The sequence below is a fragment of the Paludisphaera sp. genome, assembly GCF_037189885.1.
In the GTDB taxonomy this organism is placed as follows: domain Bacteria; phylum Planctomycetota; class Planctomycetia; order Isosphaerales; family Isosphaeraceae; genus Paludisphaera.
In genome coordinates, this window is the sequence record NZ_JBBCIR010000007.1 from 47,136 (window position 1) to 62,065 (window position 14,930).

The window sequence follows — 14,930 nt, forward strand, 5'->3', positions numbered from 1 at the left end:
TTCTCCCCGCCCGCCCCGCGGAGATCAAGCGCGGGCGGGCTTGGCTACTCGCGTTCGGGCCGGCGGCACACTAGAATGGCGGGCGTGACGGGGGGACGACTCGACCGAAAGGGGTGGCGCCATGCGATTGGCATTCAGCGACGTGGGGAGCGGGCCGGTCGTGGTCCTGCTGCACGGGTTCCCGCTGAACCGCGCGATGTGGGACGCCCAGATCCGGGCGCTCGCGCCGAATCACCGGGTCATCGCGCCGGACCTCCCGGGGCACGGCGAGTCGCCCGCGCCGGATGGCGTCTATACGATGGACGAGATGGCCGACGCGGTCGTGGCGACGCTCGACGAGCTGGGCGTCGAGGGCCCGGTGGTGGTCGGCGGGCTGTCGATGGGCGGATACGTCGCGCTCTCCATGGCCCTGAACCACCAGTCGCGGGTGGGCGCCCTGGTCCTGGCCGACACCCGCGCGGCGGCCGACACGCCCGCGGCCGCCGCCAAGCGCGAGGAGACGGCCCAGGCCGTCCTGCGGTCGGGCGACGTCGGCCCGGTCGTCGAGGGGATGCTCCCCCGCCTCTTCTCCCAGGCGACCTTCCGCGAGCGGCCCGGGCTGGTCCCGCCGCTGAAGGCCGCGATGGAGGGGACCCCGCCGCCGGGCGTCGTCGGCGCGCTCCGCGGGATGGCCTGCCGTCCCGATCGCCGCGAACGCCTCAAGGAGATCTCCTGCCCGGTCCTCGTCGCGGTCGGCGAGGACGACGCGATCTCGCCGCGCGACGAGATGAAGGCCATCGCCGACGCGCTGGGCGAGTGCCGGTTCGTGGTGGTCCCCGCCGCGGGGCACCTGGCGCCCTACGAGAACCCCGACGCCTTCAACTCCGCCCTCCTCGACTTCCTGAGAGACTTCCCCCTTGATGCCTGACACGAGACAAGAGGGCCTCGTCGCCACCGCGGCCGGCCTCCGCGAGCTGGTCGATCACATCCGCGAGGAGCGGCGGCTCGGCTTCGACACCGAGTTCGTCTCCGAGGACACCTTCGAGCCGGTCCTCTGCCTGATCCAGGTGGCGACCTCGAAACGCCTGGTCGTCGTCGACCCGCTGGCCGTGGGCGACGTCGACCCGTTCTGGGAAGTCGTCCTGGACCCCGAGATCGACGTGGTCATGCACGCCTCCGGCGAGGACATGCGGATCTGCCACCTGAGGACCGGCAGGCTCCCGCGGCGGGTCTTCGACGTCCAGATCGCGGCCGGGCTGGTCGGCTACAGCTACCCCCTGTCGCACACGAACCTCGTCCATCAGCTCCTCCGCGCCACGGTCTCCGGCAGCGAGACCCGGACGGACTGGCGCCGCCGGCCGTTGTCCTCGGCGCAGGTCAAGTACGCGCTGGACGACGTCCGATTCCTGCTGGCGATGGAGGAGAAGCTCCGGGGCGAGCTGGACCGGATGGGCCGCGCCTCGTGGGCCGAGGCCGAGTTCGCGGACTATCTCAAGACGATCGAGCAGCGCGCCGACCAGGACCGCTGGCGACGCCTGCCCGGCCTGAACCAGCTCAATCGGCGCTCGCTGGAGGCCGCCCGCCGGCTGGCCGACTGGCGCGAGAACGAGGCGCGTCGGCAGAATCGGCCGATGCGCCAGGTCATGCGCGACGACCTCGTGACCGCCATCGCCCGGCGGATGCCGGCCAACCGCCGCGACCTGGAAGCCCTGCGCGACTTCAACCGCCCCGGCCTGCTCCAGCGGGCCGACGACATCCTGGCGGCCGTGGCGGCCGCCCGCGCCGTCCCCGAGGACCGGCTGCCCGAGCCGGCAAGCCGGCCCGACGACGCCCCGGGGGCCTCGACGGTCGCGAACCTGCTGGCCGCCGCGCTGGCGCAGTGCTGCCTGGAGAACCAGGTGGCGGGCTCGCTCGTCGCCAGCAACGCCGACCTCCGGAGCCTGATCCGCTGGCGGCTCGAGGGGCGGCCCGACGGCCACCTCCCTGCGCTGGCCGAGGGCTGGCGGGCCGAGCTGTGCGGCAAGCTCCTGCTGGACGTGCTGGACGGCCGGACGGCCCTGCGCGTGGTCGACCCGGAGAGCGAATTCCCGGTGGCGCTGGAGCCGATCCGGGACGGAGAGGGATCCTGAAAGTTATGCACACTCTGAGCTGCTTCACCAACTGCTACGGCGCCGCCGGCGTGCGCGCGGCCGTCGAGATGATCCGCGACGCCGGCATCCACCACCTGGAGCTGGCCCTGCGCGGGCACGACTTCGGCGGCCTGGTCATCCCCGAGTCGGCCGTCGTCACCGAGAAGGCCGACGACGCCACCGCCCAGGCGTTCGTCGACCTGCTGGACCGCCACGAGGTGAAGGTCAGCGGCTGCAACGTCGGCGGGGCCGACATCCGCACCGAGGACGGCGTCGCCCTGACCGAGCGCCGGATCCGCTTCGCCGCTCGCTGGTTCAACGTCCCGATCTGCGTCACCGGCGCCGGACAGCCCGCCGACGCCGACCAGCGCGCGACGGTCGTGAAGGCCCTGCGACGGCTGGGCGACGTCGCCGCGAACGTCGGCGTGACGCTCGCGCTGGAGACCCACAAGGGCCCGACCCAGAACGCCGACGCCATGCTCGCCCTGATGGGCGAGGTCGACCACCCCCACGTCCTGCTCAACTTCGACACCGGGAACATCGCCTACTACAACGAGGGCGTCGACCCCTGCGACGAGTTGGAGCGGGTCAAGCACCTGGTCCGCAACGTGCACGTCAAGGACAACCGGGGCGGGCTGGAAGACTGGTACTTCCCCGCCGTCGGCGACGGCGGCGCGGTCGACTTCGGGCGTGTCCGCTCGATCCTCGACGGCGTCGGCTACCGAGGCGCCTACACGATCGAGATCGAGGGGATCGGCGGCGAGCCCGAGCCCGGCCTGGAGGAACGCCAGCGTCGGATCGCCCGCAGCGTGGCCCACCTCAAGGCCCAGGGCTACTGAGCCGACCCCGATCCCGCTTCCTCCCCGGATTCCCTCAAGCCTCGCGGCGGCCGGGCCGATGACAGCCGATACGGCCATCGAGTTTCATCGGGGATCAAGAACCGGCCGCCGGCGGCGAATAGCTCATCGGGCGATCTCGCCGTTTCCGGTTCGGGAGGAGGGGGAGATGGGGCTGGACCTCGCGCTGGGGGCGGTCATCCTGATCGCCGCGATCCGCGGTTGGCTGCGGGGGTTCGTCGGCCAGGCGATCCGCATCGCGGGGTTCGTGGCGTGCTTCTATCTCGCCAGCCCGGTGCGAGACCAGGCGCGGCCGTATGTCCTGGAGCGTCTCCCGAAGGTCGATCCGGCGTTGATGGATCGGATCCTCTGGTGGACCTCGGCCGCGGCGGCATACGTGGTGATCGTCGGGACGACCACGCTGCTCGTCAGGCTCGCCCGCCGGCCAGACCCCTCCGGCAAGGCGGAAGCCCGGCGCGACGACCGATTCGCCGGCCTCATCCTGGGCGCCGGGAAGGGGGCGCTCGTGGCGGTGTTCCTGCTGGCGGCGTTCCAGAAGTACGCCGGCGAACTTCGGGATCGGATCGGCTGGGTCGGCGACATGGCCGACGGCTCCAAGGCCCTGGAATGGAACCGAGAATACGATCCCGCGCCGAAAATCTGGGAGTCGGTCCCGGTGCGTCGGTTCGTCGACCATATCCGCCGCAATGGCCTGAGCAAGCCGACCGAGGGCCCCGTGGCGAGCGAGGCCGACGGCCAGGTCGCCGAGGCCCGCGACCCCGAATCCCCGCGCCCCATCCCGCGTCTGGAACTCCCGGAGCCCCCCGCCGCGACCGACTTCGACCCCGAGATCCTCGCGGACCTCGAACGGTTCAAGGCCGAGCGAGACGCCCGCCGCGACCGTGGGCCCGAGCCCGACTGGCGTTGACCCCTCGCCCGGTCGGGCTAACATCCCGGGTTGAGCACGCCGGGAAGGCGGGCCGATCGCGGTTCGGGGAAGGTCATGGACGACGCAATGGATCGACCGCGCGGGACGCCCCCATGGCGCCTCGTCTTCCTGGCCCTTGGCGCCTATCTGACGATCAAGGGCTACCACAGCCTCGACGGCGATCAAGCCCATCGGCTGCCGATCCTCCTGCATCGGCTCGACCCCGCGGTCTTCGCCGACGACCCGTTCGTCCGGTGCTTCGACGACTTCAACCCCCATCGCGGGTCGCTGCAACTCCTGGGGGCGCTGACGCTGGCGATCGGCCTGCCCGCCACGCTCGCGGGGATGTTCGCGCTGACGTTCGCCCTCACCGTCCGCGGGGTGCATCGACTGGCCTCGGCGTTCTGGGGCGAGCGAGCCGGGGCGATCGGGTGGACGGCGGTCGTCATGTTCATGGCGGCGAAGGCCGGGAACATCGGGACGAACCACCTGTTCGAGGCCATGCTCCTCGACCGTTTGCTGGCGCTGGCGCTGGGGTGGGTCGCCGCGGCGGAGGTGGTCGAGGATCCCCGGCGCGGTTGGCGGCGGTCGGCCGCGCTGCTCGGGCTGGCGGCGTGGATCCATCCGTCGATGGGGCTGCAACTGGCGATGGTCTTCTCCGGGGCGTGGCTCGCGTGGGCGATCCTGGACGGGGCATCGCGGCGGCTGGCGGTCGGGGCGATCGCCGCGATGGGCTTGGCGATCGCGCCGGGGCTGCTGGTGAACCTGGCCCCGTTCGGGAACCTGCGAGAGGGCCTGCCCCCGGAGACCTTCCGGCTGCTGACCGTCGAACTCCAGAGCCCGCAGCACATGCTGCCCCACCTGTGGCGGAAGCCTCAATGGCTGGCGGCCGGGGCGTACCTCTTGCTGGCGGGCGTGGCGATGGCGTGGCCGCGGCCCGAGGCGGCGGCCTCGCCGCGACGGCGGTTGCTGTCGATGCTCGGCGTGGCGCTGGCCTGGCTGGCCGGGTCGTGGGTGGCGGTGGAAATCGTCGAGCATGTCGGCGCGACGGTCTTCCAGCCGTTCCGCGTGGCGACGCTCGCCCGCGGGCTCTGCCTTGTTGTCGCGAGCGGGCACGTCGTCGGGCTATGGCGGCGTGGAGGGATCGTCGACCGCGCGCGGGCGCTGCTGGTGGTCGTCGCTTGCACCGGCGACTGGACGTTCGCGGTCGTCGCGGCGATGGAAGTGGTGCTCACCGCGATGGAGTCGGCGAGGGTCCGCGGCCGGATCCGCGACGCGGCCTTCGTCGGAATGCTGATCTGGGCCGCGGCGTTCCTCTCCCGCCACGACACGGAGCGCGGGCATTGGGCGTTCCTAGGCGCGGCCGTCGCCGGGATGGCGATGGGGCTCGCCGCCGGTCGGGTTCCATTCGGCTACCCCGCCATCGGGAGGCGGCGGCTGTACCGGATCGCGCTCGTCGCGGCGTGGGGGGGGCCGGCGGCCGGGCTGATCGCCGGGTTGGCGCCGACCTCCCACCCGGCGGCGGCGGAGCTAGCGTCGCGGTGGCGGTTCGCGCCGGTCGCGGCGACGGATGACGAGCGGCTGGGGGAGTGGTGCCGAGAGAACACGCCGGCCGACGCCCGGTTCATCGGGCCGCCGGGGCCGAAGGGGCTCCGCCTCTGGTCGCGGCGAAGTTGGGCCTTCAACCGCGCGGGGAGCCCGTACCACGCGCGGGGGTTGGGCGACTGGTACGAGCGGTTCCGCGACCACGTCGCATTCGAGGGCCCGCCGGAAGGACTGGTCCGCGCGTACCACGAGGGGCGGCATCGGTTGGAGGGGCGGTACGACGCCATGACCGACGCCCAACTCGCGGCGCTCGCGGGTCGCCAGGGGGCGGAGTACGTGGTGGCGGGGGCCGATCGAGACGAGGCCTCCGGCGGTCCGCTGGCGCGGCTGCACGCGGAGGGGGAACTCGCGGTCTACCGAGTGATGCCGGGACGGGTCGCCCAGGTCCAGCGATAGCGCAGGCGGTGGGTGAAGGTGCCGGGCGAGATGACCGCCACGGCCTGCGCCAGCATGGAGCGCGGGCCCTTGGCGGTGGTCGCCAGGCCGGTGCCGCCGATCGCGGCCATCGTCAGCGAGGCGTCCCCGAGCGACCACGTCGCGACTTCCGGGGTCGCGTCTTCCAGCTCGCCGGGGGCGAGCCGGACCTCGTAGGTGGCGGCCAGTCGCGATACGGCGTCGCGGCAGCGATCGGCGACGTCCAGGTCGACGATCGTGGCCCCCGAGTCGTCCACCTCAATGGTCAGCACGGCCGAGAAATGGTGCTTGTGCAGCAGCCCGGTGAGCAGCAGCCGGACGCGACGATCGTCGTCGTCGAACGAGTGGTGCTGGACTTCCTGGTAGACCGGGCTGACGACCTGGGAAGGGTCGTCGGCGTCCGGCGGGTTCTCGACCGTAGCCAGCCAGGGGGGGCCGTCGGCCGGGCCGACCTCGTGTATCCATCGATCGGCGACTCGACGGAGGTCGACCCGGACGGCGCGCGTCCGGATCGTCACCAACTCGTCCCCCTCCGACAACTCCCACGAGGCACCCGGCATCCCGTCGGCCCTTCTTTTATATATGGCGGCGTTACTGCTTGCTCAGCTCGGCGCCCTTGGCCAGCTTCGCGCGGAGGTAGGTCTCGATGAAGCCGTCGAGGTCGCCGTCGAGGACGGCGCGGGGGTTGCCCACCTCGTGGCCGGTTCGCGAGTCCTTGACGAGCTGATAGGGCTGGAGGACGTACGAGCGGATCTGGCTCCCGAAGGAGACCTCGCCCTTCTCGTCGTACTTCTTGGCATACTCGGCCTCGCGCTTCTCCTCCTCCATGCGGATGAGCTTGGCCTTGAGGGCGGCCAGCGCGATGGCGTCGTTCTTGTGCTGCGAGCGTTCGCCGCGGGATTCGGCGGCGACGCCGGTCGGGAGGTGCGTGTAGCGCACGGCCGACTCGGTCTTGTTCTGGTGCTGCCCGCCGGGGCCGCCGGCGCGGAAGACGTCGCGCTTCAGCTCGTCGTCCTTCAGGACGATGTCGATCGTGTCGTCGACCTCGGGGATGACGTCGACGGAGGCGAACGAGGTCTGTCGCCGGGCGTTGGAGTCGAACGGGCTGATCCGGACGAGGCGGTGGACGCCGGTCTCGCCGCGGAGGTTGCCGTAGACGTAGGGCCCGGTGATCTGGATGGTGGCCTCGGCGATGCCCGCCGCGCCCCCTTCCTCGCGGTCGGTGATCTGGACCTTGAAGCCGCGCCCCTCGGCCCACATCATGTACATGCGCAGGAGCATCTCGGCCCAGTCGCAGGCCTCGGTGCCGCCGGCGCCGGCGTGGACGGTGAGGAAGGCGTTGCAGTGGTCGTTGGGGCCGCTGAGCATGGACTGGAGCTCGAAGGCGGCGAAGTCCTTGCTCGCCTTGTCGGCGGCGGCGCGGACGTCGTCGTCGAACTCGTCGGTCTCCATCTCCTCGGCCAGCTCGATCGAGGCGGCCAGGTCGTCGGCCTGCTTGACCAGGTCCTCGAACGGCTTGAGGACGCCGTTGAGCGTCTTCAGCTCGGCGATGGTCGCCTTGGCCTTATCCTGGTCGTTCCAGAACGACGGACCTTCCATCTCGGACTGGAGCGTGTCGCGGCGGGACTGCTTTTCGCCCAAGTCAAAGAGAGTCTCGCAGATGGATGATCCGGTCGATCACGTTCCTGGCGGCTCGCTTCAGCTCGGCGTCCACGGCGATGCTCCGTTCGATGTCGGGCGCGATCCGGCCTGGCCGTCCCGCGCGTCGGGATACTAAACTCATGCCCATTAGAACCGAACGCGCGGCCCGCCACCAGGCCAGTCGGGCCCGGCGCGGGGCCCGGAGGGGACGGACTTGGAGCCTCGGCAAGATATCCGAGCCGGTTGCGGCCGGCTGGCCCCGTCGCCGACGGGGGGCCTGCACTTCGGCCACGCCCGCACCTTCCTGATCGCGTGGCTGGCGTCGCGCCGCGAGCGGGGGCCGATCGCGATGCGGATCGAGGATCTCGACGCCGCCCGCGCCCGCCCCGAGGCGACCGCCGCGGCGCTCGTGGATCTCGCCTGGCTCGGCCTGGACTGGGACGAGGGCCCGGACGTCGGCGGCCCGCGCGGGCCCTACGTCCAGTCCCAGCGGCGGGCGATTCACGACGAGGCCCTCGCGCGATTGAAGGCGGCCGAGCTGGTCTATCCCTGCGTCTGCACCCGCGCCGAGATCGAGCGCGCCGCCTCCGCGCCCCACGCCGAGGACGAGGGCCCGACCTACCCCGGCACCTGCGCCGGGCGCTCGGCGGCCGACGCCGAGGCGCTGGGCGACCGGCCCTTCGCCTGGCGGTTCCGCGTGCCCGACGGCCCGGTCGTTTGGGACGACCTGGTGCTGGGGCCGAGGTCGCTCGACCCCGCGCGGCTGGGGGGCGATTTCCTGGTGGGACGCAACGGGCTCGGCCCTTCGTATCAGCTCGCGGTGGTGGTGGACGACGCCCTGATGGGGGTGGACCGCGTGATCCGGGGGGACGACCTGGTCCCCAGCACGCCGCGACAGATCTTGCTGTACCGGGCACTCGGCTGGACGCCGCCGCGCTTCGGCCACGTCCCGCTGGTGCTCGGCCCGGACGGCCGGCGACTGGCGAAGCGCGACGGCTCGATCAAGCTGGCGACCCTGCGCGAGCGGGGCCTCGACCCGCGCCGGCTCGTCGGCCTCCTGGCGCGTTCGTGCGGCCTCGCCGACGAGTCGATCGACTCCGCCCCCGCCGACTGGATCGACGCGTTCGACCTCGCCCGGCTCCCCCGCGAGCCCTGGACGGCCGACCCGGAAGCCTGGCTCCGTTTGGGTTCGTTCGTCGTCGCGCCCGACGCGGGAGGCAAGTCGTAAAGCGTTGTAGTGGCGAATTCTAGCGTCGGTTTCAGCCGCCTGAAAGTTGGCTTCGTTCGTCGAAATCGATCGCGTTTCGCGAGGTGTCGCTCGACGCGGGGCCGCGACGAGGCGGGCGGGTTGGATGGCCGCCACCAGACCCAGGAAGTCGTCAGCCGCCGCGCGGCCGCCCTCTCCCGGCGAGACGGGGGACGCTTTCAAATCGGCCTGCTGTCGCGCCGAGCGGTAACCGCCCGATGCCCGAACGGTCGGACGCCAGGGAGACGGCCGGCGTCCCTGGGGCCGACCCCGCGCGGGGACGTTGGTGAGGGTCGAGCAAGCCGCTTGATCGACCAGTCCCGCCGTTTCGATCGTCCCCATCGGCCGCTCTCCGGTCGAACGCGCGATACCCCCATTGTGACGGTGTATACGGATTGCGCGGAGGGAGGAGTTTGCGATGAAACACGGCCGAGGACGGACGGAATGGAACCGGAGACGGGCGGGGCGCGGTCTCAGGCCAGGATGGGGGTGACCACTTCGCCGTGGACGTCGGTGAGGCGCATGTCGCGTCCGCCGAAGCGGTAGGTCAGCCGCTCGTGGTCCAGGCCAAGGAGGTGGAGCATCGTGGCGTGGAGGTCGTACATCTCCACCTTGTCGACGACGGCGTGGTAGCCGTAGTCGTCGGTCTCGCCGTGGGTCACGCCCCCCTTGACGCCGCCGCCGGCCAGCCAGACCGTGAAGCCGAAGGGGTTGTGGTCGCGGCCGTCCTTCCCCTGGGCCATGGGCGTCCGGCCGAACTCGCCCCCCCAGAAGACCAGCGTGGAATCCAGCAGCCCGCGTCCCTTCAGGTCCGTCAGTAGCCCGGCGATGGGCCGGTCGACGGCGCGGGCGTTCCGCTCGTGGCCCCCCTTCAGGTCGGAGTGCTGGTCCCAGCGGTCATGGCCGACGGACGGGCAGAGGACCTCCACGAACCGCACCCCGCGCTCGACCAGTCGCCGGGCGGCCAGGCATTCGCGGGCGAAGATCCGCGTCGGCTCGTACTCGTCGTCCAGGCCGTACAGCTTCTTCGTGGCGGGCGATTCGCCGTCCAGGTCCATCAGGCCCGGCACGGACGCCTGCATCCGGAACGCCAGCTCATAGTTGGCGATGGCCGCCTCCAGCGCGTCGGGGCGGCCCATGCGGTCGGCGACGCCGCGGTCGAGGTCGCGGATCAGGTCGAGCTTGCGGAGCTGGCCGCCGGGCGCGGACTCCGCCGGCCGGATGTTGGCGACGGCCTCCGCCGATGGCCGAAAGACCGACCCCTGGAACGCGGCCGGGAGGAAGCCGTTGCTGAAGCAGTCCATCCCCCCCGGCGGGATCAGGCCGCCGCTCAGGACGACGAAGCCTGGGAGGTCCCGCGACTCGCTCCCCAGGCCGTAGGTCGTCCAGGCCCCGTGGCTGGGCCGGCCCTGGAGCCCGCTGCCGGTGTGCAGGAAATAGTTGGCCGTGGTGTGCTCGGAGAACTCCGAGGTCATCGACCGGATGATGGCCATCTCGTCGACGTGCCGCGCCACGTTCGGGAAAAGGTCTGAGACCGGGGCGCCGCACTCGCCGTATCGGCGGAACTTCCAGGGGCTCTTGAGCACGGCGCCCACGTCGTTGAATTGGGTCGGCGCCGTCTTCACCCCGATCGGCCTGCCGTGCTCGCGGTCGAGCCTGGGCTTGGGGTCGAAGGTGTCCATCTGCGACGGGCCGCCGTCCATGTACAGGAAGATGACGCTCGTCGCCATCGCCGGGTGGTGCGTCCCGGCGGCGGACGGATCGGCGGCGAAGGCCCGGTCGCGCAGCAGGGCCGAGAGGGCCACCGCGCCGAAGCCGTTGGCGCAGCGGGCGAGCATGCCGCGGCGGTCGATCGGAGTGGAGAAGCTTCGGCGATGCATGGCGGGCCCCGTTCGCGGCGGTCAGTCGACGTACACGAATTCCTTGACGTTGAACAGCGCGTGGGCCAGCTCGGCCCACGCCCCCTCCGCGCCCGCGGGCCGGTCCGCCAGGAAGGCGAGGCATCGGGCCGACTCGTCGGCGGTCGGCGGCCGGGCGAACGCCTCCTGGTACAGCCGCTCGACGCGCGCGGCGTCGTCGGACACCTCGGACAGGACGCGCGCGGCCCACGCCCCGGCCAGCTCGACCGTCAGCGGGTCGTTCAGCAGGGCGAGCGCCTGCGCGGGGACGTTGGTGGCGTGGCGCCGGCCCGTCGTCGCGGCCGGGACCGGGGCGTCGAAGACCAGGAACAGCGGGTTCAGGAAGTTGCGCCGGACCTGGAGGTACAGGCCGCGGCGGCCGTCGCCGTCGAGCGGGCCGCTCCGGCCGGGCCGCCCGCGGCCTTCCATGTACGGCGAGAGGTGCGGCGGGACGCTCGGCCCGCCGGCGCGACGATCCAGGCGGCCGGAGACGGCCAGGAGCGCGTCTCGCACGGCCTCGGCCTCCAGCCGGCGGACGTTGGACCGGTGCAGCAGGGCGTTGGTAGGGTCGGCGCGGTCGGCGTCCGGCGTGGCGCGGGCGACCATCCGATACGCGGACGAGCCGACCATCAGCCGGTGCATCGCCTTCAGCGACCAGCCCCCGCGGACGAACTCCGAGGCGAGCCAGTCGAGCAGCTCCGGGTGCGAGGGCTCGCGGCCCATCGCCCCGAAGTCGTCGACCGAACTCGCCAGGCCCTCGCCGAAGTGATGCCGCCAGAGCCGGTTGACCAGGACGCGGGCGATGAGGGGATTCGCGCGGACGTCCACCATGGCGCGGGCCAGCTCCAGCCTCCCGCTGCCGGGGGCGTCCGGCGCCGGGCCGCCGCCGCCGAGGATCGCGAGCAGCCGGCGAGGGACGGCATCGCCCAGCGTCCTCGGGCTGCCGCGGACCATGAGGAATTCATCCTCGCCGTCGCCGTCGAGGGCCGCGGGGGCGAGCGCCGGGTCGGGGATGCGGGCTTCGATCTCGCGATGCTCCTCCAGCGCCGCGGCGATCCGCGCGGCCAGGGGCGAATCCACCGCCGCGATCTCCCGGACGAGGTCGGCCGGATCGACCGCGACCGCCGTCGGGACCTCGACCGCCGGCGGGGCCGGGCCGTCGCCGAGCCGGACGGCGTGAAGGTTGATCCAACCCCTCCCATCCACGAGGGTCGCGACGGACCCGCCGAAGTCGGGCGTCGCGCCGTCGCAGGCCTCCAGGTACGCGCGGTGGCCGACCCACGCGGCGACGTCGATCGTGATCCAGCGCGGCGCGTCGGGATGGTTTACCGCGACGGTCAGGCCGTCGTAGATCGGCCCTCGGATCTTCTCGAATCCGTCGATGACGACGTTGAGCCGCCCGCCGGCCCCGCCGGCCAGGACGTGCAGACGACTCCCCGCGATGGTGAACGTGGGCGACCTTGCGACCCCCTGGAGCCGGTCGGAGATCCAGCCGCTGCCCGGCGAACCCGCCGGCGCGGCGACGAGGCGGGAGGGCTCGACCCGGAAGGGGACCGTCGGCCGCGCCCGGAATGCGTCGCCGGAGAGGCGCCAGGCTGCCAGATCCTCGGGCGCCGGGCGAGCCTCGCCCGCCCCGGCCTCGGGAGCGCTCAGGAGCGCCTCGACCTCGGCCCGGCGAGGCGCGGGGAGCTTCGGCGCCGCCTCGGCGAGCATCGCCGCGAGCGCGGCCTTGCGCTCCTCCAGCTCGGCGACGATCGGGGCGATGCGGACGTCCGAGTCGAGGAACGCCTGCTGGATGCGCGTGCTCCGCATGAACCCGGCGAGGGCGTAGTAGTCGCGGGCGCCGATGGGGTCGAACTTGTGGTCGTGGCACCGGGCGCAGGCGACCGTCAGGCCGAGGAACGTCTTGGAGACGACGTCGATCTGGTTGTCGACCCGGCGCGCGCCCTCGTCGCGGAGGTCCAGGGGCGAATGGACGCCCTCCCCCAGCCAGAAGAAGCCGGTCCCCTGGATGGACTCGTTGGAGCCGTCCGCCGGGTTCCGACGGGGCTCCGGGAGGAGGTCGCCGGCCAGGTGCTCCACGACGAACTGGTCGTAGGGGAGGTCGGCGTTGAGGGCGCGGACGACGTAGTCGCGGTAGCGCCAGGCGTTGACGATGTCGTAGTCGAACTCGTGTCCGGAGGTCTCGGCGAAGCGGACGAGGTCCAGCCAGTGCCGCCCCCAGCGCTCGCCGTAATGGGGGCTGGCGAGGAGCCGCTCGACGAGGCGGTCGTAGGCGTCGGGGGCGTCGTCGGCCAGGAACTCGGCGACTTCCGCCGGCGTCGGCGGCAGGCCGACGAGGTCGAACGACAGGCGGCGGATCAGGGTGCGGCGGTCGGCCTCCGGGGACGGCTCCAGACCCTTCTCGGCCATCGCCGCCAGCAGGAAGCGGTCGATCGCCCCGCGCGGCCAGTCGCCGCCCACGGCCGGGGGCTCGACCTCCCGGATCGGCTGGAAGCTCCAGGACCGCGCGCGGCGGGCGAACTCTTCGGAGTCCTCGAACGCGCCCCCCTTCGGCGACGCGGCGGGCCTTTCCGGCTCCGGGCCCCACGGCGCCCCGCGGGCGATCCACGCCGTCAGGATGTCGATCTCGGGCTGATCGAGCTTCGACCTGGGCGGCATGCGCACGTCGCCATCATGGCGGATGGCCTCGGCAAGCATGCTGGCGTCGACGTCGCCGGGCTCCACGGCCGGGCCGCTGTCGCCGCCGGCCAGCGCCCCGGCGCGGGAGTCGAGGCGCAGCCCCCCCTTCGCCTTCTCCGGGCCGTGGCAGCTCACGCAGCGCTCGACCAGGATCGGCCGGACGCTCCGCTCGAAGAACTCCACGGCCGCCGGATCGGCGGGCTCGTCCCCGAAGGCGACCGTCGCCAGGGCCAGCCAGGCCGTCCATCCCAAGGCCGCCCGAAGGCGTCGTCCCCACATCATGCGCCCGCCCCGAGGGTGTGCCGATCGTCCGCCCGCCAGCTTGCACAACAAAAATCCTACGGGGCGGGAGGGCACCTCGCCACTCCGATCCGGGGCGGATCGACGATCACGCGGCCGAGATCACGGCCGCATCCGGGATGCGGCGGGGCGTCGGCGTCGATCGGTCACGCCTTGGGCTTGGCGATGGGCGCGATCGTGGCGGCGACGGCCCGGATGTAGTCGGCGGGGGCGAGGAGGATCTGGACGCCGCGGATGCCGGCGGAGACGGATATTACGTCGAACAGCTCGGCCGTCTCCTCCAGGAAGACGGGATAGGTCTTCTTGCACGCCATGGCCGTGACCCCGCCGCGGATGTAGCCGGTGAGGGGCTCGACCTCCTTGAGCGAGACGGTGTCGATCTTCTTGTCGCCGGTGGCCTTCGCGAGCGCCTTGAGGTCCAACTCGCAGTCGGCGGGGACGACGGCCAGGCAGACGCCGCGCTTGTCGCCGCGGGCCACCAGGGTCTTGAAGACCTGCTCCGGCGGCAGGCCGATCTTTCGGGCGACCGACTCGGCGACGAGGTCGTCGGGGTCCACATCGTAGTCGCGGAGTTCGTAGGGTATCCCCAGACGGTCCAGCAGTCGCACGGCGTTGGTCTTGGCGATGGCCACCGATCGGGCCCTCCATCCGTCGTAATCGTCGCGGTCGGAAGCCGCGAGGATACCCGGGCGGGGGGGACGCGGCCAATCGCGGAATCGGTGGCACGCGGCGACGGCCGAGCGGCATGGGCCGGATGGATGCAGCCTCGATCCCTTCCCGAAAAAGGAGCCCGGCCGATGGGAATGTTCCTCGTCCACGCCCTGCTCATCGCCCTGATCCTCCCCCTCGCCTCCCTGCTGGGGGGGCCGGAAGGCGCGCCGTCGCGATCGAGGTCGGACTATCGCGGGCCGGCGGCCGTCGCCCTGGCGCTGGCGGCGGTCTTCTTCGGACTGATCCTGGTCCACCCCCACGACTCCCCCGACGCCTGGGCCTTCCGCGCCTTCTACGGCGTCCTCTGCGGCCTGACCGTGGCCGCCGCCAACCTGTTCGTCTGCCTGGAGCACTCGCACGCCTGAAGGGGACCGCGTTTCCTCAACTTTTGGGCGAGCGCGCAACGCGCGTCCCCTCTCCCGCCGCTCTCGCGGCCTTGCTCTTTCGGCGGGAGAGACTACCAGACCGGCGGCCTGGACGACGAAAGTCCGGGCCCATCCCCAAGCGTTGTCGGGCCGCGGCGTTGATGCCTGATCCCTTGGTCGGCGTCCGCCGGCCTGC

Annotated in this window: 12 protein-coding genes; 7 read left to right on the forward strand and 5 right to left on the reverse strand. The window is 72.2% G+C overall.

Annotated elements, in window-relative coordinates; all coding sequences use genetic code 11:
• Positions 1-121: 121 nt before the first annotated feature.
• The 5 genes from WG209_RS02685 to WG209_RS02705 all read left to right on the forward strand — a co-directional run bounded on the left by WG209_RS02685 (position 122) and on the right by WG209_RS02705 (position 5,873).
• Positions 122-907 (forward strand): alpha/beta fold hydrolase, encoded by a 786-nt coding sequence (locus WG209_RS02685; protein ID WP_337173455.1) that lies wholly within the window; start codon positions 122-124, stop codon positions 905-907.
• Positions 900-2,108, forward strand: coding sequence for an HRDC domain-containing protein (locus tag WG209_RS02690; protein ID WP_337173456.1), 1,209 nt, complete (start codon positions 900-902; stop codon positions 2,106-2,108). Before WG209_RS02685 ends, WG209_RS02690 begins: the two co-directional genes overlap by 8 nt.
• Positions 2,109-2,113: 5 nt before the next feature.
• Complete coding sequence (locus WG209_RS02695) at positions 2,114-2,947, forward strand: sugar phosphate isomerase/epimerase family protein (protein WP_337173457.1); 834 nt, start codon at positions 2,114-2,116, stop codon at positions 2,945-2,947.
• 166 nt (positions 2,948-3,113) lie between these two features.
• The gene (locus tag WG209_RS02700; protein WP_337173458.1) at positions 3,114-3,872 is read left to right on the forward strand and encodes a CvpA family protein; all 759 of its coding nucleotides are present in this window, start codon (positions 3,114-3,116) and stop codon (positions 3,870-3,872) included.
• 87 nt (positions 3,873-3,959) lie between these two features.
• Complete coding sequence (locus WG209_RS02705) at positions 3,960-5,873, forward strand: DUF6798 domain-containing protein (RefSeq protein ID WP_337173459.1); 1,914 nt, start codon at positions 3,960-3,962, stop codon at positions 5,871-5,873.
• Here WG209_RS02705 and WG209_RS02710 read toward each other — a convergent pair.
• Together WG209_RS02710 and prfB are read right to left on the reverse strand one after the other, a co-directional pair.
• A complete protein-coding gene (locus tag WG209_RS02710; RefSeq protein WP_337173460.1) occupies positions 5,831-6,451 on the reverse strand; it encodes a hypothetical protein in 621 nt (206 codons plus the stop codon). The two genes, WG209_RS02705 and WG209_RS02710, sit on opposite strands and share 43 nt — an antisense overlap.
• Before the next feature lie 31 nt (positions 6,452-6,482).
• Positions 6,483-7,605, reverse strand: a protein-coding gene (gene prfB / locus WG209_RS02715; RefSeq protein WP_337173461.1) for a peptide chain release factor 2 whose coding sequence is annotated in 2 segments (ribosomal slippage) — positions 6,483-7,535 and positions 7,537-7,605 — 1,122 coding nt in all. Because the reading frame shifts where the segments join, the coding sequence is not laid out codon by codon here.
• Positions 7,606-7,746: 141 nt separating this feature from the next.
• Between prfB and gluQRS the strand changes: the two genes are divergently transcribed.
• On the forward strand, positions 7,747-8,760 hold the full coding sequence (gene gluQRS, locus WG209_RS02720; protein WP_337173462.1) for a tRNA glutamyl-Q(34) synthetase GluQRS: 1,014 nt from the start codon (positions 7,747-7,749) through the stop codon (positions 8,758-8,760).
• 491 nt (positions 8,761-9,251) lie between these two features.
• Here the strand turns inward: gluQRS and WG209_RS02725 are convergent, their stop codons facing one another.
• The 3 genes from WG209_RS02725 to ybaK all read right to left on the reverse strand — a co-directional run bounded on the left by WG209_RS02725 (position 9,252) and on the right by ybaK (position 14,290).
• On the reverse strand, positions 9,252-10,658 hold the full coding sequence (locus WG209_RS02725; RefSeq protein ID WP_337173463.1) for a DUF1501 domain-containing protein: 1,407 nt from the start codon (positions 10,656-10,658) through the stop codon (positions 9,252-9,254).
• A gap of 21 nt (positions 10,659-10,679) precedes the next feature.
• Complete coding sequence (locus tag WG209_RS02730) at positions 10,680-13,640, reverse strand: PSD1 and planctomycete cytochrome C domain-containing protein (RefSeq protein ID WP_337173464.1); 2,961 nt, start codon at positions 13,638-13,640, stop codon at positions 10,680-10,682.
• 164 nt (positions 13,641-13,804) lie between these two features.
• A complete protein-coding gene (ybaK, locus tag WG209_RS02735; protein ID WP_337173465.1) occupies positions 13,805-14,290 on the reverse strand; it encodes a Cys-tRNA(Pro) deacylase in 486 nt (161 codons plus the stop codon).
• Between the two features lie 165 nt (positions 14,291-14,455).
• Between ybaK and WG209_RS02740 the strand changes: the two genes are divergently transcribed.
• Entirely contained in the window at positions 14,456-14,734 is a 279-nt protein-coding gene (locus WG209_RS02740) for a hypothetical protein (protein WP_337173466.1), read from the forward strand.
• Positions 14,735-14,930 lie beyond the last annotated feature (196 nt).

What these genes read in the sequence shown, in the direction of transcription:
- WG209_RS02685 (WP_337173455.1), top strand. Translation starts at nt 122, where the DNA reads ATGCGATTGGCATTCAGCGACGTGGGGAGCGGGCCGGTCGTGGTCCTG.
- WG209_RS02690 (WP_337173456.1), top strand. Translation starts at nt 900, where the DNA reads ATGCCTGACACGAGACAAGAGGGCCTCGTCGCCACCGCGGCCGGCCTC.
- WG209_RS02695 (WP_337173457.1), top strand. Translation starts at nt 2,114, where the DNA reads ATGCACACTCTGAGCTGCTTCACCAACTGCTACGGCGCCGCCGGCGTG.
- WG209_RS02700 (WP_337173458.1), top strand. Translation starts at nt 3,114, where the DNA reads ATGGGGCTGGACCTCGCGCTGGGGGCGGTCATCCTGATCGCCGCGATC.
- WG209_RS02705 (WP_337173459.1), top strand. Translation starts at nt 3,960, where the DNA reads ATGGATCGACCGCGCGGGACGCCCCCATGGCGCCTCGTCTTCCTGGCC.
- WG209_RS02710 (WP_337173460.1), bottom strand. Translation starts at nt 6,451, where the DNA reads ATGCCGGGTGCCTCGTGGGAGTTGTCGGAGGGGGACGAGTTGGTGACG.
- WG209_RS02725 (WP_337173463.1), bottom strand. Translation starts at nt 10,658, where the DNA reads ATGCATCGCCGAAGCTTCTCCACTCCGATCGACCGCCGCGGCATGCTC.
- WG209_RS02730 (WP_337173464.1), bottom strand. Translation starts at nt 13,640, where the DNA reads ATGATGTGGGGACGACGCCTTCGGGCGGCCTTGGGATGGACGGCCTGG.
- WG209_RS02740 (WP_337173466.1), top strand. Translation starts at nt 14,456, where the DNA reads ATGGGAATGTTCCTCGTCCACGCCCTGCTCATCGCCCTGATCCTCCCC.